Consider the following 17,041-nt stretch of genomic DNA (forward strand, 5'->3'; position numbering starts at 1 on the left):
TCAGAACCCCTGCGCACTTGCTTTCACCAGCGCTGCCTCTTCCGCCTGGTCGCGGGGAAGATCAGCCGTAAGTTTGCCGCCCGACATCACCAGGATGCGATCGGCTACCGCCATAATCTCTTTCAGGTCCGAGGTGGAGAAGAGAACTGCAATGCCCTGCTGCGACAGCGCCACCATCATGCGAAACACCTCTGCTTTTGCACCGACATCAATGCCGCGACTCGGCTCATCCAGCAGCAGCAGACGCGGATTGGTCAGCAGCGCGCGGCCAATCACCACTTTCTGCTGGTTGCCACCACTCAGCGCGCTAATGGCCACGTCCGGCGAGGAGATTTTGATCGCCAGGTTGCCCACCGTCTGGCTCACCGCCTGCTGCTCCGCCTGGTGGGCAATGGCAAAGCGATGTGACAGACGCCGCCACAGGCTGGCGATGGTGAGATTACTGGCAACCGAAGAGACCGGGAAAATCCCGGCGCGTTTGCGATCTTCCGGCACCAGACTCATGCCCATGCGGATACGGTCAGCGGTGGGCAGACGGGTCGGCAGCGGTTTGCTGTCGAGCCACAGCTTGCCCAGATAGTGGCGCTGACTGCCAAGCAGACACTCAAACAGCTCGGTGCGGCCTGCGCCCATCAGCCCGTAAATCCCGACAATTTCCCCGGCCCGCACCTGAAAACTGACGTCATCCACCAGGGTATTGCCATTGGGGCTGACGCAGGTAATGTGCTGCGCCTCCAGCACCGGCGCGCCAAACTCACGCGCTTCCGGCAGGAAGGTGGTGACCGGTTCACTGCCCAGCATCTCACGCACGATCCACGGCACATCGATGCTGCTGACCGGCGCTTCGGCCTGAAAGCGCCCGTCGCGCAGAATGGTGATCACGTCGCCAATTGCCATCAGCTCTTCCAGCCGGTGGGAGATGTAAATCACGGTAACGCCCTGCTGCGTCAGGTCGCGGATCACCCGGAACAGGATCTCCACTTCGGTTTTGCTCAGCGCCGAGGTCGGCTCGTCGAGGATCAGGATGTCCGCATCTTCCGCCAGCGCTTTGGCAATCTCGACCAGCTGCTGCTGACCCACTTTGAGATTACCGACCCGCTCATGGGGTGAAATCGGCTGATCGAGGCGCGCCATCAGCGCGGCGGTGCGGCGAGCCTGCTCCGCCTCGTTGATCGGGGCCAGGCCGCGCTGGATCTCCCGGCCCAGAAACAGGTTTTCAGCCACCGTCAGGTTCTCAAACAGATTCAGCTCCTGGTGCACCATGCCGATGCCGTGTCGGGCGGCGTCACGGGTGCTGCTCAGCGTCAGCGGCTCGCCATTCAGGAACAGCGAACCGGCCGTGGGCTGCTGTACCCCGGCCAGAATTTTCATCAGGGTCGATTTTCCCGCCCCATTCTCACCGATGATGACGTTAACTTTGCCGTGCCAGACCCGATAGTCGACGCGATCCAGCGCCAGCGTGCCGGGAAACAGCATCGATATCTGTTCGGCCCGCAGAATGATCTCATCGTCCATCAGGGCGTCCCCCGCTTCAGCTCAACCGCTACCACATCTTCAACGCTGTTCTGCCCGATGGTTACGGCCAGCAGCGCCTGCACCGGCTGGTTGACCCAGCTGGCATCCAGCGGTGGCAGTTGCTTCACCGCGTGACGGTTCAGCGCCCGCGTCAGCTGGGCGTACTGCACCTGATTGGTAAACTCTTCGAAACGGAAACCGGCGGCATCCCGGATAGCGTTACTGCGCAGCACCGGCCCGACACTGACCGCCACCGGCTTGCCGTTAATCATCAGCGTCAGCGTGCGTTCACGCGGGTTACTCTCATCAAAGGCGCTGGCTGTCCCCCCGGCTCGCACGAAGACGCTTTCGCGCCCGCCGGGTTTGACCGTCTGACTTTTCGCCTCCATGTCGGCCCAGCTCAGCGCATGGCTGTTCGCGGTGGTCATCACGCGCGGCTGCCAGGTCTCTTCCGCAATCTGCTGCGGTGTCTGGGTGGTATAGCTGGGTTTCGCGTGCGGATCCTTCGGCAGGATCGGCTTACCGTCCGCATCCAGATCCACCACGGTGCAGGCGCTGAGCAGCGCCATACCGGTCAATACCGCCAGCATCCGTTTCATGGTTATTTCGCCAGGTTGAAGTTTTTCAGCTTAGCGGCGTTGCTGTCGTCAATCAGCACGCAGTCCATCAGCTGCTTCTCCTGTTTCTGCGCTTTGCCGTTCTTCAGGTAGTAATCCGCCTGCGTGACCGCCATCTGCGCCTGATCCCAGCCCGGCTGCAGCACCGTCGCTTTAATATTGCCTTTGTTGAGGATCGAATCCCGGGTGTAGTCGCTGCCATCAAAGCCCACCACGATCACCGATGTTTTCCCGGCGGCTTTCAGCGCGGCTTCGGCACCCAGCGCCATGGTGTCGTTACCGGAGATGACGCCCACGATGTTGGGGTGTTTCTGCAGCAGGGTTTCCATGCGGCTGAAGGCTTCGGTCTGGCTCCAGTTGGCGCTCTGCTGAGCCACCATTTTCATGTCGCTGTAGTCATCCAGCACATCGTGATAGCCCTGCGACCGCACGCCCGCGTTGGTGTCAGACTCTTTGCCCAGCAGTTCAACATAGTCCCCTTTGCCGCCCAGCAATTTCGCAAATTTCTCCGCGCCCAGCTGCGCCCCCTGATAGTTGTTAGAGACGATCTGCGCTACCGCGATGCCGGTTTTGTTGATCTCCCGGTCAATCAGGAAGGTCGGGATCCCGGCATCTTTGGCTTTCTGCACCGGCCCGACGGTGGCGTCGGCACCAGCGTTATCAAGAATGATCGCTTTGGCTTTGCGCGCAATCGCGGTCTCAATCAGCTGGTTTTGCTTGTTTACGTCATCATCGTGCGATGCCACCAGCGTGGCGTAACCCAGCTCTTTGGCTTTCGCTAAGGCCCCTTCCGCCTCGGCTTTAAAGAACGGGTTGTCATGGGATGGGGTGATAATCGCCAGCAGGCCTTGCTCTGCCGCCAGCGCGGTCGCTGAAAAGGCGAGCATCGATGCGAGCAGGGTCAGTTTGATCAGAGGACGAGTCATTATTTTTCTCCGCTTTGAATATATATTCACACGCGATTTTATATGCATAATGACTATGCGCCCGCGCTGACGTGCCGTCCAATGCGCGATCGTCAAAAAGCGAAAACGATCACAAATTAGCCTGCGTTGTGATTTTGATCATCCTGGTTAACAATACCGGGCAGAATCAGAGAGGGAAAAACCGATGGCAAAACAGGATGAACAGCGACTGATGGTGAAGATTGCCACCCTTTACTATGTCGAAGGCTTGAAGCAGTCAGAGATTGCGCAGTCGCTGACCTTATCGCAGTCGTTTGTCTCACGCATTCTTAATCGCAGCGTGAAAGAAGGTGTGGTCAAGATCAGCGTGGTGCCACCAGCCAACGTCTACCCTGAGCTGGAAAAGGCCATTGAGCAGACCTATAACCTGCCGCAGGCGATTGTGGTGGATGTGCCGGACCAGGCGTCGTCGCTGCAGATTAAGCAGGCGATTGGATCGGCGGCCGCTCACTATCTGGAGACCCGACTGCGAAACGATGAGCTGATTGGTATTTCGTCATGGAGCGGCACGATCCGGGCGATGGTGGATGCGCTGCATCCGCTCAACAGCGCCTGCAAAGGGGTGATCCAGCTGCTGGGTGGCGTCGGGGCTAACGGCAATGTGCAGGCCACGATTCTGACGCAAAATCTGGCGGCGCTGCTGAACTGCCCCGCCTGGCTGCTGCCGTCGCAGTCGATTGAGCATTCGGTCAGCGATCGCCAGCGGCTCTCTGCCAACGCGGAGGTCGCCGAGGTGCTGAGTAAATTTGAGCAGGTCGACCTGGCGATTGTCGGCATTGGCGATCTGGAGCCGTCGGCGCTGTTACGTAATTCGGGCAACTACTACGATGGCAGGATGCTACAGACGCTGGCGGCGCGCGGTGCGGTAGGCGATATCTGTCTGCACTATTTCGACGCCTGCGGACAGCCGGTGCTGAAAGCAGAAGAAGATCCGGTGATTGGTATGGAGCTGGCGCAGGTGAAACAGTGTCCACAGGTGGTCGGGCTGGCAGGCGGAAGAGAGAAAGCGCAGGCGATTCGCGGTGCGCTGCTGGGCGGCTACATCAAGGTGCTGATCATCGACTATCCCACGGCGCGGCTACTGCTCACGCCGCAGGATTCATCACAACCGGTCAGATAGTGCGGTAAGCCGTGGTGACTTTCCACAGATAGCGCGGGGCCTGCGCCGCCGGATGCTTGTTCTGCACATGCTGATAGAACTCATCCGGTGACATCGCATTGATCATCGCAATGGCCCGATCGCGATCGCTGGAGAAAGTCCGCAGTAACGCCCCTGCGCCGTTGGCATAAGAGACGATGGTGGCATAGCGCAGGGTCAGCGGATCGCGGATGCCCGACAGCGCGGAGTTCTGCAGAATGCGGATATAGGCGGTGCCGATATCAATATTTTTGGCCGGATCGCGCAACTCGGCATTCGACGGCTGACCACGACGGCCCAGCGTGCGATAAACTTCGCGCCCGGCGGTCGAAGCTTTAATCTGCATCAGCCCCACCGCATTTGAACGGCTCACCACGCCCGGATTTCCACCCGACTCGACACTGATAATGGCGCTGATCAACTTCTCATCAACGCCATAATGACTGGCGGCATCTTCGGTAAACATCGCCCAGGTGCCATTGACGCTGGAGGGCGGTGCCTGAGTTAATGGCGTGTTGCGCTGCTTAACTGCATGGTGCGGTGACTCGCTGGCACAGCCGGTCAGGAGTAACGCTGAGAGTATAAGGTGTCGGATTTTCAGCAATTTTTCATCTCGTAGCTGTTGTGGCGAATGCTATCATACCCAGGCAGCCTGAGAGCAAAATTACCGTTTATCCTAAATGCATGAAAATGCGGCGCGTACCGTGACTTCAGCGGCGCTTTTCGCCATCATCGCCGTCAGTCAGGCGCTAACAGCAGGAAAGTATGATGATTTCACGTTCAGTTCGTCTTATCTCCCCCTCCGGTTACTGTCACAATCAGTCTGCGGCGCTGCAGGGCATTGCACGACTGCGTGCGGCCGGCCATCAGGTAGAGAACGAGCAGGTGATCACCCGCCGTTTTCAGCGCTTCGCCGGTACGGACGCGGAGCGCCTGGCGGATATCAACCAGCTTGCCAGTCTCAGCACGCTGCCCGATGTGGTGCTGGCGGTGCGAGGCGGTTATGGTGCCAGCCGGTTACTGGAGTCCATCGACTACATCGGCCTGCAACGCCGTCTGCTGAATCAGCCGCTGGCGCTGTGCGGCCACAGCGACTTCACCGCGATTCAGCTGGCGCTGCTGGCGCAGGTCGGCCTGATTACCTTCAGCGCACCGATGCTGGCCGGTAACTTCGGCGCCGCGACCTTATCTGAATTTACCCTTCACCACTTCTGGCAGGCACTGACTTCACCTACAGTAGAGGTGACATGGCAAAGCGAAACGCCTGACGAGGGTGAATGGCAGGGTACGCTGTGGGGCGGGAATCTGGCGATGATCTGCTCACTGATTGGCACGCCGTGGATGCCGCAGTTTGAGAACGGCATTCTGGTGATTGAGGATGTGAATGAGCATCCGTTCCGCATTGAACGCATGCTGATTCAGCTGCAGCAGAGCGGCATTCTGGCGCGACAGCGGGCGATCGTTACCGGCAGCTTCACCAGTACAGCCCTGACAGAATATGACAACGGGTTTGACTTCAGCACCGTCTGGCAGCGACTGCGTGACACCACCGGTCTGCCGCTGATTTGTGGATTAGATTTTGGTCATGCCGCTGACACCGTAACACTGCCTTTGGGTGCCAGCGCACGATTAGCGGTCAGCCAGGGCCACGCCCGTTTGCAGGCGACCGGGCATCCCGTCCTGCGGGAATAGCGTTTGTTTCAGGAGATCGACATTGAAGCCGTTGTATGACGATTTGTGGATCTCAACCCCGGAATTTCCGGTGGAAGATGCCGTTAATGACCTGATGATGCATGGCTTTATGCTGCGTCACCCGCGCGGCAATCTGTTGATTGGCCGCGTAGAAAATCCGCTCGATCATGAAGTCATGGCCGATACCGGCGGCGTGATCCGCCACTACCTCACCCACTGGCATGAATCCGCGCCCGGTGCGGCGCTGATCCAGCAGCGCTTCAGCAGCGCACTTTACTGCCATAGCCGCTCGCTAGGCCCCATCAGCCGTTTTGCTGAGCCTGATGACACCTTTTCGCAGCAGGAGACGCACTTCGGGGATTTCCATCTGCTGCCAACGCCAGGACACACACCGGGCAGTTGCAGCTATCTCTACACCTCGCCGCTGGGGCTGACCTATCTGTTTGTTGGCGATACCGTGACGCGTTCGCATGACCGCTGGATCACGGTGCTGGTGCCGGACAGTAATCCGGCTGAGCTGAGCCAGACGCTGGAGTTTTACCGCTCCCTGCGTCCCGACGTGGTGCTGATGAGTACCACGCGCGGGCATCTCTCCTGGAAAAAAGTTACGCTGCAGAGCTGGCTGGCCGCGATTGATGAAGCAGAACAGCATCCGCTGGATTTGCGTCAGCAACCATTATTCTGATTACAGGGCTTTCGTCAGATAGTGGCGCTGATGATGCCGCGGATAGTTATCCAGGCTGAAGCGCAGCGTATAGCCGAGCTTTTCATAAAACGGTCGCGCCTGAAAACTGGCGGTATCCACCTGGGCAAAGCGGCAGCCGCGATCCCGCGCCTCCTGCTCTGCCGCCTGCATCAGCTTACTGCCCGCCCCCTGCCCGCGTAGCGCCTCACTCACCCACAGCATATCGATCCGCAGCCAGTTTCCGGCGGTTGATCCGGTCAGTCCGGCCAGCTTTCTGCCCTGGTCATCACGAATAAACACGCCGATCGATCTGATCTCATCAATATTAATATATTTGCTGTTGAACGCAGTCAGACCCAGCCTGACTTCATCCAGATCCTGCGTCGTGACCTTGTCGGTAATCTCGGGTTGCATAGTGGCTCCGTGGGTTAAGTGTCGGAGTGCTGACGATCGTCGTAGCGCTCCAGGCTCAACGCATCAACATCGCGTTTTTCGCTGCGGCTGCAGGGCAGCAGTTTATCGCTGTCGCGGTAGACAAAAAAGGTCGCCTGGCTGCGCTGGTTCACAATCAGCTGATCGCCATTGCGAAAGCGGGTAATCGCCACCTTATCACCCGCCTCTAAACGGGTACGCTGCTGACCGGCAGCAATCTGGAAATGCCCCGGCGGCCACATTAACGTGGTTAACCCATATTCGGCACGCGAAACGGTCATGGTTGTCCGGCCGGGACAGTTAAGCTGAAATTCCGTCTCGCTCCAGGCGGGTGCGATGTGACAGGCCAGCAGGCCCAGGGCAATTAATGCTGCCTTCATGCTGTTTCTCCGCTGATTTTATTGAGATTTTTTAGCTTAACACATCACAGGACGGAGAAGGGACGCGGGGCAACCCGCAGCAAGACCATTGAAAGATAGAATCGGCGTGCGAAGAAATCTGAAAGTTGAGAAAAAATAAAGTAATCCGGCCAGCGTAACAGGCTGCCACACTGACCGGATATGATTATTCGGCTGCTACCTCGGCGGCCACTAACATCAGTGCCAGCCCGGCATTCTCGCTATCGTAAGCCTGCATTGCTGCACGTATATCCGCTGAACAAGCGATCACCTGTTGCTTCTTATCGGCTTCTAACTGGCCAATCGCATGGCGAATAATCATTAGACTTGCTTCTTCTTCGTTCATCATTTATCCCTGAATTTGCCTAAGTGGTGCGCAAAGGAGCCAAGAATAACGTTTATTGATAAGCAAAGTCACCCTTTTACATTCCTGTTGCTTAACGATTAAACAAATCACAAACAGGAAGCGCAGCGTAAACTGCTATGATTAAGTAATCAGTGACGCAGCAGGATAGACTCTGCGCCACGAAACTCCCAGGGATTGAAGCAGGTAGAAAATCATGATGCGTCTCAGCATTTTTATCCTCATTGCGATGATGACTGGATGTTCATCTGGCCCGAAAGGGGTGGAATGTCCGGGTGAGGTCTCGACAATTTATGGTCAGTCGATGGGGCATACCCAGGGCGTGATTTTTGATCTGGTTAATAGCTTCACCGTGACCCGGGATAAGGTCAGCGTTAAGAGTGGCCCGCTGCAGTCGCTGGATCGCTTTAAATATGTTCCCTCCGCCGTCACGCCTGAGGGCTATTACGCGCAGCGCCTGTCAGATAAGCAGTTCCGCCTGATCAACCCTTACCAGGACACCCAAATCACCTGGACCTGTCCATAAGGGATGAATCCTGCTGCCAGATGGTTTATTGTCAGGAAACGTCAAGCAGCAGGTCTCCCCGATGGAAAAGCGTCTGGATAACAACGGTTATATCGACTTCCCCTTCCCCGCCACCCGCAATGCGGATGGCTCCGTGAATCCCTGTGGCTTTGATCTGACGCTGGAAACAGGTCGCCTTGAGGAGATCGCGGTGCTGAACCATTCAGTGAATCTGCGGCGGCTGGTCGAGGAGATCAATCTGCAGGAGGGGCTGTTTATGACCCTGGCCTGCGACTGGCAGCAGCAGGCAGATGCGGTCTGTGGCTTTATCGATGTGGCTTTTCGTCCCGACCTGCCGCAACACGGCTTTGAGGAGGCGCTGCAGCTGGAAGCGAACTTTTATCGCTACCTGACCGGGCAGGAGCAGCAACATCAGATGCCCGCGGAGACGCTGGTCAATTATGCCCGCTCGGTACTCGACTGGAGCTGGTCGCCGCTGCGCCAGCGTCAGCGCGATTATGAAAAGATCACTATTCAGTTCTATTGCCCGCAGGCGGATGACGCCGAATGGTGTTTTGATCATCTGCGTCACTTCCTGGTGAGCGTCTATCCGGCCTGCGTCGCCGCCCGTTCACTCTGATCCTCATTGCACCCGGAGTCGCTATGCGTTCTGCTGCGCTGTCTGCTGTCTGCTGTCACGCTGTTCTGCTCACTGTTTTTTGCCGCTGCTGTCCAGGCCGATCGTTGCCAGCAAATTCGCGCCGGTCTGGATATCGGTTCCGGCACCACCAAAATTGCGGTAGCCCGTGTCAATGTCTGCCAGCTGCGCATCGAAAAGATGATGTATCAGGATCAGCGCGCCGTGGCCTGGAACGAGGCCTTAGCGCATTCAACAGATAATCAGCTCAGCCCGGCGATGACTCATGAAGGTGCCGCCGCCCTGCAGCAGCTTTTAACGCAGGCACAGCGCTTTCATCCACAGCGGATCAGCGGCGTTGCCACTGCGGTGTTCCGCAACGCCAGCAACGGACAGGCGGTCATCGATCAGTTGCAGCGCCAGACCGGTGCGCAAATCAGCATCATCTCGCAGCAGCAGGAAGCGAAACTCGGTTTCCTCTCTGCTAAAGCCGCGCTTAACGATCCGGCGATCCGTGATGAGCAACTGCTGGTCTGGGATATTGGTGGGGGATCGATGCAGATGACTGCCTGGCGACAGCAGGCGGGTCAGGCGGTTGCAGATATCTATCAGGGCAAACTGGCCTCGGTGACGCTGAAAAACTTTATTCTGACGGTGCTGAAGAACAGCCCGGAGGCCAAATCCCCTAATCCGATTGGCTCCTGGCGTCAGTCGGTACTGCGCTTTGTGCAATTTTATGCCGCTAATGAGGTCAGCCCGCAGATTAAACAGGATCTGGCGAGCCGTCGGGTCATTGGCATCGGCGGCGTCCATGGTTTTTCAATCCGCCATCAGTTACCGGGCAAACCCCATCGTTACAGCCTGACGACATTAAGCCAGCTGTCGCAGCAGCAGGTCTGGAAAGGCGACAGTGAACTCCCGGGCGACTACCGGGCCACTGATGTCAGCAATCTCTTACTGGTTGAAGGTTATATGCAGGCGCTGAAAATTAATGAGGTTACGATTGTTGAGGCCAGTCTGATTCAGGGCGTGCTGCTGCAGTAGCGCAGCGTTTCCGCACTATGCTATACCTCAGGCTTAATCAGCCGGATAGCATGATCCAGCATCCGCTGCTCATCCCGTTCACTGTGGGCCCGCTGCTGACGTATACGTTTAAGCAGGTCGTAGATTTCGCCACGGCGGGTGTCATGGCCGCGCTCCGACAGCACAATGACCGCATCGCCAATGACCCGGCAGACTTCGTCATAGTCGTCATCATTCAGTGCATCACGTTTCATTGCTTATCCTCCGGCTGTAGCTTTGGCTATGGCTGTGGCAGCGCCTGAGTGCGCCTCTCTTTCCAAAGGCTAGACAGTAAATCCCTTACCCGCAAACGCAGCGCCATTAACAGCCAGAAATGATTTTTTAGCCCATTTTCCTCCGCTGGAGGAGCAGAATTCACTATCTTTGCTACGCTTTGAGGGTCTCACTCAAAACCAAGGAGCAATAAATGTCAGGAAAAATCGAAGATAAAGTAAAAGAAGCCGCTGGCGCAGTTCAGGAACAATGGGGTGCAGCAACCGGTTCATCTGAGCATCAGGCTAAAGGCGCAGCACGCCGTTACACCAACCAGGCAAGCTATGCTGCCCGCGATGCTGCTGACTGTATCAAGGATCAGGTTCAATCCAATCCTGTTGCAGGTCTGGCCGTTGCTGCAGGCGTTGGCGTATTTATCGGCTTCCTGCTGGGCCGCAAGTAATAGCGCTGAACGTCAACAGAACGGGAGCCACTGGCTTCCGTTTTTTTTTGCCAGGCCGCCCTCCGCCGGCTGAGAAACATCTGAAAGATAAGCCTTTTCAGGCCAGAGTGCGGTAAGTATCTATGCTTAGTCTGGTTTCGTCTCTTTCTGACAACATCAAGGTGACCTTATGAAAACAATTCCTGCCCTGCTGCTGGTTGCAGCGACCTTAACCTCTCTGGCGGGCTGCTCGCAGAAGAGCGACGCAATTAAAGATGATGGCCGCCCTCATGCACCAAGCGGTCAGTCGTCACCGGGCGGTACGCTGGGTTCAGGCCCGGTGGGTCAGCCACAGTCGTAATACCCTGCCCCGGCACACGTGCCGGGGTTTGTTTTATCGCATGTTTTTTAATAGATAGAAGTCATAGAATAATTCCGCTAATAATTAACCTGCTATTAGTTATGGCCGAAATCAGAGTATTTTCCATACTTTCCTTTTTATAAGAATCATCCCATCTCTTTTTAATAATCTCTTACTTCTTTTACACAATTCTGTATATATACCCAGAATAAACAACATTAAAATTGTGGAAACAATTTAAACGAAATTTCTACGGCAGCGAAAAAATAAACCTTAATAATGAACTTTAGTCGCAGAAATATTCTCTAATAACTCACAACACCTTTTGTTAAATATTATTGATACGTTTAAGAGAATTCAGACGTGAAGAAAAAAAAGATTTATCTGATAGACCGACTTTTAACGCTCTATTCTCGATTTTCCAGCAGAACAAAACTACAGGCCTTGCACGACCTGGCCCCACAGACAGTGGTGATTTACTCCACCACGGCACTGGGCGACTTTCTGATGAATACGCCGGCTATCTGGAGCCTGAAAAATCGCTTTCCCACCAGCAAATTTATTCTGGTTTCCAGCAAGAAAAATAAGGATCTCGTCAGCCGTTATAACTGGTTTGATAAGATCTATATCTGGGATAACAAACTGGCGAATTTCCTGCCGCTTTTTTTCAAACTGCGCCGTCAGAAACCTGACCTGTCAGTAATATTACACGCCCATTTCCCCTACGATATTATGAGCTCGGTACTGACCGGCAGTAAGGTGATTGTGCGCGATCATTACGGCCGAGAGTCGCCTCTGCTAAATAAATATCTCGATCACTATTCAGGCTATTTTGACGACCATACCATCAAGCGTAAGCTGAAACTGATTGAAGTCCTGGGCGCAGAGACAGAGCAAACCCGGATGCACCTTCCAGCACTGAACAACAGTCCGACTGCAAAGGCTGACCATCGCCGTATCGGTTTTCAGTTAGGGGCATCAAAAGATATTCGCCGCTGGCCGCTGGCCTCCTTCAGCCAGCTGGCGACAGCCTTGCTTGAACGCTGGCCTGACACGGAAATTATCGTTACCGGCACCGCCGCTGAGCAGCCTCTTGAGCAGGAATTTATTGAAAGCCTGCCCCTGCACTACCGTCAGCGTGTGACCCCGATGGCGGGTAAAACGAATCTCAGCGGCCTGATTAGCCTGATTCGCACGCTGGATGTGCTGGTTACCGGGGACACCGGTCCACTGCACATCGCCGTGGCCGCGCAAACGCCGACGGTCAGCCTGTTCTCGACCGCCAATCCGCGTTATACCGGTCCCTGCCAGGACAGCGATCGGCACATCATTATTCACCGCCCGGATAAAACCGCCTCACAGCATCCGATGGCAACGATCAAGGCCGATGAGGTCGGGCAGGCCGTGGCGAAACTGGTGGGGTAATGAACGACCTTTCTCAATCCATCATTGCGCTGATTGAGCACCACAATCAGCCAACCGCACTGGGCTGGTTCCGGAAAGTGGATCGGGCAGGATTTCATCTGCAGCAGTTACCGCTGAGTGAAGTGGACTTTGCCATTCTGATGAGTGATTTTTTTATCACTTTCGGCGTCTGTTCAGAACAGTATGATGACGCCCGCTATTTTCCGGAGCCGCGCCGACGGCGCTTTGCAGTGGCAAACTGGTTTACTGCGGGCACAGCACAGCCTTATCGTCCACTGACGGTCGCCATGCTGTGTGAAGCGGCCAGACTGGGACGCTGGCCTGAAGAGGATTACTGAGTAATGGTATGGGCGAAGGCGTCGTAGACCTCGCTGCTGCTCAGCGCATTGACCTCACGTGACGCCGGTTGCAGCACCTGATAGTTAACCTGCCACGGATGCCAGCATGCCGGATCGCTGTCGCCAAACAGCGCGACGACCGGCAATCCCAGCGCCGCACCAATGTGCATTGCCCCGCCATCACTGCTCACCAGCCCCTGACACAACGACATTGCTGCAATCAACTGCGGCAGGCTGGTGGTTGCCACCGCTTTGATTGGCAGATGCGGGCAGAGCGCCATAATTTCACGCGCTTTTTCATCATCTCCCGGATGACGCGGATTATCACGGCTGCCGGGTGACCAGAGCAGCATTATCTGGCAGGAATGACGCGCCGCGATTTTTTCAGCCAGCCCGGCAAACCGCGCGGCTTCCCACTGCTGGCTCGGCTTGCGGGCGCTGATTTGCAATGCATAGACGGGAACAGCGGGATCAATTGCACAGCTGTCACGCAGGCTGGCCGCGATTGCCGCATCCGGTAGCAGCGTCAGTTTGCCTGGCGCTGTGGCGCTGAGATTGAAAGGCCGCCCCAGGCTAAACAGGGTTTCACTGATATGACACGGCGACTGGCTGGGTGGCGGCAACAGATCGGTAATCAGCGGATGGGGATGGCCCAGGGCGATCACTCTGGCAGGACGCACTGTTTTAACCCACTTCAGGCCATGCTGATCCCAGCGGCTTTTTGCCAGAATCACCACATCGTAACGCTGTTTTTTCAGGGTCAGCATCAGCTTCAGTCGCTGTAATACACAGGCCAGTCGTCCCTGCCCTGCCTCACGGTGATGCAGTTTGGTGTAATAGAAGAGCTGCCGGATATCGGGATTATGCTGCAACACTGGCGCAGCGTAATTGTTAGTCAGCACGTCGACCTGATGCTGCCCCGATTGCGCCAGCGCACTAATCAGCGGCGTGGTCAGTAAGGTGTCGCCAATATTATCCCGACAAATAATTAAAAACCGCATGTCTGACATCCTCTGCGCAAAGGCTAAACATGAAACACATCACAGCGTTTCCCGTTGATGGGATAAACGTGACGGCATACGTCAGCCATTAGTCAGCGTGGATTGCGGATGGTTCCCTGACGGGAACAGCAGAAATAGATCTGGCTGGGGAGAGAGAAGACAGGCGGCAGAGCTGACAGAACAAGAAAAGAAGCATGCCCCATCCGGCGCTTATCTCCGGCACTCGTAATGGCTTAGCTCTTGAAGGGGCGTAAGAATCATCTCATTATGCGGCACGCCGGACTTAACAATAATTGCTACTGTGACTATTAACCTGCAAAGCAGTTTACACCAGTCTGCCTGGTGGACAATCGCTGAGCTTCGTGTCAGGGAACGGGTTTTACGCTTTGGTTGATATCGTATTTAGCGACAGTCTGTCACCATCCGCGCTCGGTAAAAAAACTGCGCCAGCAAGAAGGAGACCCGGTGCCTTATAAGTATTTTATTTATATCATCACCACACTGGCGATCTTGCTGAGTTATCTGACCTTACCGGGTATCCTTGACCAGGTAAGAAACAATCCGCAAATTGCCTATCTGACTGCACATCCCGACACCGCGTTTACGCTGTTCAGTCAGTGTCAGCGTAAAGTGACGGATGTGGCCCGTTGTTACAATGCCTACAGCGCCGCGGTAGCGCTTGCAGAAAGGCATAACTGTTCTGATGACGGACTGAAACTCAGATTCAGATTCAAACGGCTGACTGAACATGCCGCAGACGACGTGATTAAAGCTGAATTGAAAAAAGACTGTCCAGACCGCGACAGGCCAGATTCACGTTTCCCGACTCGATAACGTCAGAGAAAGAATTAAATGGCACACTGTGAGGAACCCTCTCCTTTCGGTGTCAAAGAGAAGCGGGCTCCCTTAAAACCGGTTTAACTAACTCTTATGTCAGTGAGTGCTGCTCCAGCGCAGACATTCGACCAGGACAATAGTGACCGCGACGAAAACAAGCGTGACAAAGATTTGTTTCCACATCCCTACGGCCAGAAAAAACACTTCACGTTCGTCACGAATCTGTTTCTCCATGGCCTGCATTGTTTCCTGATACAGTTGGCAAATAAATTTCAAATCTTCACCCTGTCTCACTTCATCCAGCCCTCAAACTGGCCATTTTGCATTAATGCGACTTTACCGTTTTTGTAAAAAATCACATTACTGATACCTGTCGCAAAGACCTGATTCCCCTTATTTTCTTCAGTCATTACGGCCGGTTTACCGTCTATGCTCACAATGCCCAGTTTATCGCGGGAGACGACCACGTCTTTATACCGCCACGTTTTGGCAGCAGACTTATGCGCTTCCTGGGCGAACTGTGCATTTTCCAGAGCCTGTTTCCCGGCTACGTCCACCATCGCCAACTGGCGGTTCTGTTCAGCCAGATAGCACGCATCACGGGTTACGCCTTGTGCTTCGCTCCCGGCCATACGAGACGCGGAAGACGAGCAGCCGGTCAGCACAAGTAGTGCACCTACAATCAAAAATTTTTTCATGTTACAGCCCTATTTTGCTTCAAACATTAATGAAATTTCGTCAGGCATGCCCGCAGGTAATGGCAGGAAGTAAGCATGTTTAGTTGCCAGCAGGTCGACGTCACAAAACAAAGGTTCATCGCCCTGTGCTTTAACATTTGTCATTCATTGCTGGCGCTTTATTCTGGCCCTGGGCTCGAAGGTTCACCACATGGCTTCCTGCTGTAGGTATCAATGGATAAACCGTCCAGAATTTCAGTTGCGCAACTGTGAGCGCATGCTTTTTATGCTGTGTGACTAACTCAGTGCCATTTGCATGCACCATCAACCACGCTTTAACTTTTTCAGTATTCATCACATCTCTGCCTGAATTGCTTGCGATAATGCCGCGACGCTTAAAAATGAATAAACCCAGCATGAAAACTGTACATGCCGCCAGAAGAGCCCTTTCACTCCAGCGCATTAACCGCGCGCTATTAATCAATACATTACTCTGATAAAAAATGAAAACCTGGCAAATTCCCAAAGTTCTGAATAGCGAGTCCTTGCGCAATAAGCGATAACGTTATTGCCAGACAGAACGCCAGAAGCCGAATAAACCTAACCAATTATTACAGCGCCAATAAACCGGAATTAACCCCTGGTGTTCACATTCCACTTGTTCACGCTGACAACACCGACTAAAACAGCCCGCCGAAGCGGGCCATTTTCAGAAGTCCCCGTGTACGCCTGCGCCTGCCATCCAGCCACCGTAAGAATCGGTAGAAGCCTGGATGGATACGGCTGAGTGTTCGGTTACACCTTTCTGAATGCCAGCCGCGAAGCCTGCACCTTCGCCGTTTGCAGTGCCGGTAGAAAGCGCCCAGCTATTATGAATCGCATCAAAATGCAGTGAAGACATAGCCGCGGCATTATCGCCAATTTGCTTAATTTTCTTGCTGTTTTCATCGATGCGATCTGCGTTGTGCCTGATGCTTTTCTCAGCGCTATTGAGGCGTGCGCTATTTTGATCAATGCGAGCGCTGTTGTGCTGAATACTTTCTCGGTTTGTACTGATGGCTTGTCCATTGGTATCAATACGCGCAGCGTTGTACTGAATAGCCTGTCCGTTTGTGTTAATACGAGCGCTGTTGGTCTGGATGCTTTCGCGATTAATACTAATATCCTGCCCTTCAGCATCAATGCGAGCTGCATTAGTCTGGATGCTTTCACGATTAGCACTAATATCCTGCCCGTCAGTATCGGTGCGAGCTGCATTGTGCTGAATAGCAACCGGAACAGATTGAGTCGAATGCGACTGCATTTCGGTAACGGCTGCGCGATAGGTGCTGCCGGTAATGGCTGGCGTTTTAACCGGCATTGCCTGCGGGATCTGCTGTGGTGCAACAGGCACCTTCTGGACGATCGGCACGGACTGTGGACGTGGAGGCGTTGCCTGCGGAACCTGCTGCGGTGCAACAGGCACCTTCTGGGCGACCGGCACGGACTGTGGACGCTGTGGCGTTGCCTGTGGAACCTGCTGCGGTGCGACAGGCTCCTTCTGGGCAACCGGCACGGACTGTGGACGCGGTGGCGCTGCCTGCGGGATCTGCTGTGGTGCAACAGGCACCTTCTGGACGACCGGCACGGACTGTGGACGCGGTGGCGTTGCCTGCGGGATCTGCTGCGGTGCAACAGGCACCTTCTGGGCGACCGGCACGGACTGTGGACGCGGTGGCGTTGCCTGCGGAACCTGCT

General features: G+C 55.1%; 23 protein-coding genes and 1 pseudogene. 11 read left to right on the forward strand and 13 right to left on the reverse strand.

Translation table 11 applies throughout. The features are described 5' to 3' along the window. Genes NR195_RS05170 through NR195_RS05180 form a run of 3 tightly spaced genes read right to left on the reverse strand, consistent with a single transcriptional unit; the run spans position 1 to position 3,058 of the window. Entirely contained in the window at positions 1 to 1,515 is a 1,515-nt protein-coding gene (locus tag NR195_RS05170) for a sugar ABC transporter ATP-binding protein (protein WP_182499945.1), read from the reverse strand. Beyond that, positions 1,515 to 2,114 carry a DUF2291 family protein gene (locus NR195_RS05175; protein ID WP_033771476.1) on the reverse strand — a complete coding sequence of 200 codons (600 nt, stop codon included), beginning with the start codon at positions 2,112 to 2,114 and terminating at the stop codon, positions 1,515 to 1,517. Before NR195_RS05175 ends, NR195_RS05170 begins: the two co-directional genes overlap by 1 nt. A gap of 2 nt (positions 2,115 to 2,116) precedes the next feature. Then, positions 2,117 to 3,058, reverse strand: a complete 942-nt coding sequence (locus NR195_RS05180; RefSeq protein WP_010246199.1) for a D-ribose ABC transporter substrate-binding protein — start codon at positions 3,056 to 3,058, stop codon at positions 2,117 to 2,119. Positions 3,059 to 3,242: 184 nt separating this feature from the next. Between NR195_RS05180 and NR195_RS05185 the strand changes: the two genes are divergently transcribed. Then, positions 3,243 to 4,217: a sugar-binding transcriptional regulator gene (locus NR195_RS05185; RefSeq protein ID WP_010246202.1), complete on the forward strand. Its 975-nt coding sequence runs from the start codon at positions 3,243 to 3,245 to the stop codon at positions 4,215 to 4,217. Here the strand turns inward: NR195_RS05185 and emtA are convergent. Next, positions 4,210 to 4,839 (reverse strand): membrane-bound lytic murein transglycosylase EmtA, encoded by a 630-nt coding sequence (emtA, locus tag NR195_RS05190; protein ID WP_256844205.1) that lies wholly within the window; start codon positions 4,837 to 4,839, stop codon positions 4,210 to 4,212. The genes NR195_RS05185 and emtA overlap by 8 nt on opposite strands. 164 nt (positions 4,840 to 5,003) lie before the next feature. Between emtA and ldcA the strand changes: the two genes are divergently transcribed. Further along, positions 5,004 to 5,927: a muramoyltetrapeptide carboxypeptidase gene (ldcA, locus tag NR195_RS05195; protein WP_080740521.1), complete on the forward strand. Its 924-nt coding sequence runs from the start codon at positions 5,004 to 5,006 to the stop codon at positions 5,925 to 5,927. A 22-nt stretch (positions 5,928 to 5,949) separates the two neighbouring features. Next, on the forward strand, positions 5,950 to 6,612 hold the full coding sequence (locus NR195_RS05200) for an MBL fold metallo-hydrolase (RefSeq protein ID WP_010246210.1): 663 nt from the start codon (positions 5,950 to 5,952) through the stop codon (positions 6,610 to 6,612). Here NR195_RS05200 and NR195_RS05205 read toward each other — a convergent pair whose 3' ends face one another. From NR195_RS05205 to NR195_RS05215, 3 genes are all read right to left on the reverse strand, one after another. Continuing rightward, a complete protein-coding gene (locus NR195_RS05205; protein WP_010669877.1) occupies positions 6,613 to 7,026 on the reverse strand; it encodes an N-acetyltransferase in 414 nt (137 codons plus the stop codon). A gap of 14 nt (positions 7,027 to 7,040) precedes the next feature. Then, on the reverse strand, positions 7,041 to 7,424 hold the full coding sequence (locus NR195_RS05210; protein WP_010246217.1) for a hypothetical protein: 384 nt from the start codon (positions 7,422 to 7,424) through the stop codon (positions 7,041 to 7,043). 184 nt (positions 7,425 to 7,608) lie between these two features. Next, positions 7,609 to 7,788 carry a hypothetical protein gene (locus tag NR195_RS05215; RefSeq protein WP_256844280.1) on the reverse strand — a complete coding sequence of 60 codons (180 nt, stop codon included), beginning with the start codon at positions 7,786 to 7,788 and terminating at the stop codon, positions 7,609 to 7,611. 214 nt (positions 7,789 to 8,002) lie between these two features. On the opposite strand from NR195_RS05215, the gene NR195_RS05220 reads away from it, so the two are divergent. From NR195_RS05220 to NR195_RS05230, 3 genes are all read left to right on the forward strand, one after another. Continuing rightward, complete coding sequence (locus NR195_RS05220; protein ID WP_191938212.1) at positions 8,003 to 8,332, forward strand: hypothetical protein; 330 nt, start codon at positions 8,003 to 8,005, stop codon at positions 8,330 to 8,332. Between the two features lie 61 nt (positions 8,333 to 8,393). After that, the gene (locus NR195_RS05225; RefSeq protein WP_022625839.1) at positions 8,394 to 8,951 is read left to right on the forward strand and encodes a hypothetical protein; all 558 of its coding nucleotides are present in this window, start codon (positions 8,394 to 8,396) and stop codon (positions 8,949 to 8,951) included. 6 nt (positions 8,952 to 8,957) lie between these two features. Beyond that, complete coding sequence (locus tag NR195_RS05230) at positions 8,958 to 9,992, forward strand: phosphatase (RefSeq protein ID WP_256844206.1); 1,035 nt, start codon at positions 8,958 to 8,960, stop codon at positions 9,990 to 9,992. A 20-nt stretch (positions 9,993 to 10,012) separates the two neighbouring features. Here the strand turns inward: NR195_RS05230 and NR195_RS05235 are convergent, their stop codons facing one another. Further along, positions 10,013 to 10,225, reverse strand: coding sequence for a DUF2767 family protein (locus NR195_RS05235; RefSeq protein WP_010246232.1), 213 nt, complete (start codon positions 10,223 to 10,225; stop codon positions 10,013 to 10,015). A 212-nt stretch (positions 10,226 to 10,437) separates the two neighbouring features. On the opposite strand from NR195_RS05235, the gene NR195_RS05240 reads away from it, so the two are divergent. From NR195_RS05240 to NR195_RS05255, 4 genes are all read left to right on the forward strand, one after another. Continuing rightward, positions 10,438 to 10,686: a YqjD family protein gene (locus NR195_RS05240; RefSeq protein WP_010246235.1), complete on the forward strand. Its 249-nt coding sequence runs from the start codon at positions 10,438 to 10,440 to the stop codon at positions 10,684 to 10,686. Between the two features lie 169 nt (positions 10,687 to 10,855). Then, entirely contained in the window at positions 10,856 to 11,026 is a 171-nt protein-coding gene (locus NR195_RS05245) for a hypothetical protein (protein WP_010246238.1), read from the forward strand. A 363-nt stretch (positions 11,027 to 11,389) separates the two neighbouring features. Then, on the forward strand, positions 11,390 to 12,451 hold the full coding sequence (locus tag NR195_RS05250) for a glycosyltransferase family 9 protein (protein ID WP_256844207.1): 1,062 nt from the start codon (positions 11,390 to 11,392) through the stop codon (positions 12,449 to 12,451). Next, on the forward strand, positions 12,451 to 12,789 hold the full coding sequence (locus NR195_RS05255; protein WP_122458854.1) for a DUF1493 family protein: 339 nt from the start codon (positions 12,451 to 12,453) through the stop codon (positions 12,787 to 12,789). The genes NR195_RS05250 and NR195_RS05255 overlap by 1 nt, the downstream gene beginning before the upstream one ends. Here the strand turns inward: NR195_RS05255 and NR195_RS05260 are convergent. After that, complete coding sequence (locus tag NR195_RS05260; protein ID WP_187515613.1) at positions 12,783 to 13,790, reverse strand: glycosyltransferase family 9 protein; 1,008 nt, start codon at positions 13,788 to 13,790, stop codon at positions 12,783 to 12,785. The two genes, NR195_RS05255 and NR195_RS05260, sit on opposite strands and share 7 nt — an antisense overlap. A 390-nt stretch (positions 13,791 to 14,180) precedes the next feature. On the opposite strand from NR195_RS05260, the gene NR195_RS05265 reads away from it, so the two are divergent. After that, on the forward strand, positions 14,181 to 14,624 hold the full coding sequence (locus NR195_RS05265; RefSeq protein ID WP_167861874.1) for a hypothetical protein: 444 nt from the start codon (positions 14,181 to 14,183) through the stop codon (positions 14,622 to 14,624). 99 nt (positions 14,625 to 14,723) lie between these two features. On the opposite strand, the gene NR195_RS05270 is transcribed toward NR195_RS05265, so the two are convergent. From NR195_RS05270 to NR195_RS05285, 4 genes and pseudogenes are all read right to left on the reverse strand, one after another. Next, positions 14,724 to 14,861, reverse strand: coding sequence for a hypothetical protein (locus NR195_RS05270; protein WP_256844208.1), 138 nt, complete (start codon positions 14,859 to 14,861; stop codon positions 14,724 to 14,726). A 56-nt stretch (positions 14,862 to 14,917) separates the two neighbouring features. Further along, complete coding sequence (locus NR195_RS05275; protein ID WP_256844209.1) at positions 14,918 to 15,325, reverse strand: hypothetical protein; 408 nt, start codon at positions 15,323 to 15,325, stop codon at positions 14,918 to 14,920. A gap of 130 nt (positions 15,326 to 15,455) precedes the next feature. Further along, positions 15,456 to 15,767, reverse strand: a complete 312-nt coding sequence (locus tag NR195_RS05280; protein ID WP_256844210.1) for a hypothetical protein — start codon at positions 15,765 to 15,767, stop codon at positions 15,456 to 15,458. Between the two features lie 246 nt (positions 15,768 to 16,013). Continuing rightward, positions 16,014 to 17,041: pseudogene (locus NR195_RS05285) on the reverse strand (hypothetical protein); the annotation flags it as partial.

This window comes from Pantoea sp. Ft-CA_14 (genome assembly GCF_024520875.1).
In the GTDB taxonomy this organism is placed as follows: Bacteria; Pseudomonadota; Gammaproteobacteria; order Enterobacterales; family Enterobacteriaceae; genus Pantoea; species Pantoea agglomerans.

Bases quoted from the DNA above. Each gene is read 5' to 3' on its own strand.
- NR195_RS05260 (WP_187515613.1), bottom strand. From the start codon at position 13,790: ATGCGGTTTTTAATTATTTGTCGGGATAATATTGGCGACACCTTACTG.
- NR195_RS05205 (WP_010669877.1), bottom strand. From the start codon at position 7,026: ATGCAACCCGAGATTACCGACAAGGTCACGACGCAGGATCTGGATGAA.
- NR195_RS05215 (WP_256844280.1), bottom strand. From the start codon at position 7,788: ATGAACGAAGAAGAAGCAAGTCTAATGATTATTCGCCATGCGATTGGC.
- NR195_RS05255 (WP_122458854.1), top strand. From the start codon at position 12,451: ATGAACGACCTTTCTCAATCCATCATTGCGCTGATTGAGCACCACAAT.
- NR195_RS05220 (WP_191938212.1), top strand. From the start codon at position 8,003: ATGATGCGTCTCAGCATTTTTATCCTCATTGCGATGATGACTGGATGT.
- NR195_RS05275 (WP_256844209.1), bottom strand. From the start codon at position 15,325: ATGAAAAAATTTTTGATTGTAGGTGCACTACTTGTGCTGACCGGCTGC.
- NR195_RS05270 (WP_256844208.1), bottom strand. From the start codon at position 14,861: ATGGAGAAACAGATTCGTGACGAACGTGAAGTGTTTTTTCTGGCCGTA.
- NR195_RS05185 (WP_010246202.1), top strand. From the start codon at position 3,243: ATGGCAAAACAGGATGAACAGCGACTGATGGTGAAGATTGCCACCCTT.
- ldcA (WP_080740521.1), top strand. From the start codon at position 5,004: ATGATTTCACGTTCAGTTCGTCTTATCTCCCCCTCCGGTTACTGTCAC.
- NR195_RS05280 (WP_256844210.1), bottom strand. From the start codon at position 15,767: ATGCGCTGGAGTGAAAGGGCTCTTCTGGCGGCATGTACAGTTTTCATG.
- NR195_RS05210 (WP_010246217.1), bottom strand. From the start codon at position 7,424: ATGAAGGCAGCATTAATTGCCCTGGGCCTGCTGGCCTGTCACATCGCA.
- NR195_RS05245 (WP_010246238.1), top strand. From the start codon at position 10,856: ATGAAAACAATTCCTGCCCTGCTGCTGGTTGCAGCGACCTTAACCTCT.
- NR195_RS05175 (WP_033771476.1), bottom strand. From the start codon at position 2,114: ATGAAACGGATGCTGGCGGTATTGACCGGTATGGCGCTGCTCAGCGCC.
- NR195_RS05170 (WP_182499945.1), bottom strand. From the start codon at position 1,515: ATGGACGATGAGATCATTCTGCGGGCCGAACAGATATCGATGCTGTTT.
- NR195_RS05240 (WP_010246235.1), top strand. From the start codon at position 10,438: ATGTCAGGAAAAATCGAAGATAAAGTAAAAGAAGCCGCTGGCGCAGTT.
- NR195_RS05225 (WP_022625839.1), top strand. From the start codon at position 8,394: ATGGAAAAGCGTCTGGATAACAACGGTTATATCGACTTCCCCTTCCCC.
- NR195_RS05180 (WP_010246199.1), bottom strand. From the start codon at position 3,058: ATGACTCGTCCTCTGATCAAACTGACCCTGCTCGCATCGATGCTCGCC.
- NR195_RS05235 (WP_010246232.1), bottom strand. From the start codon at position 10,225: ATGAAACGTGATGCACTGAATGATGACGACTATGACGAAGTCTGCCGG.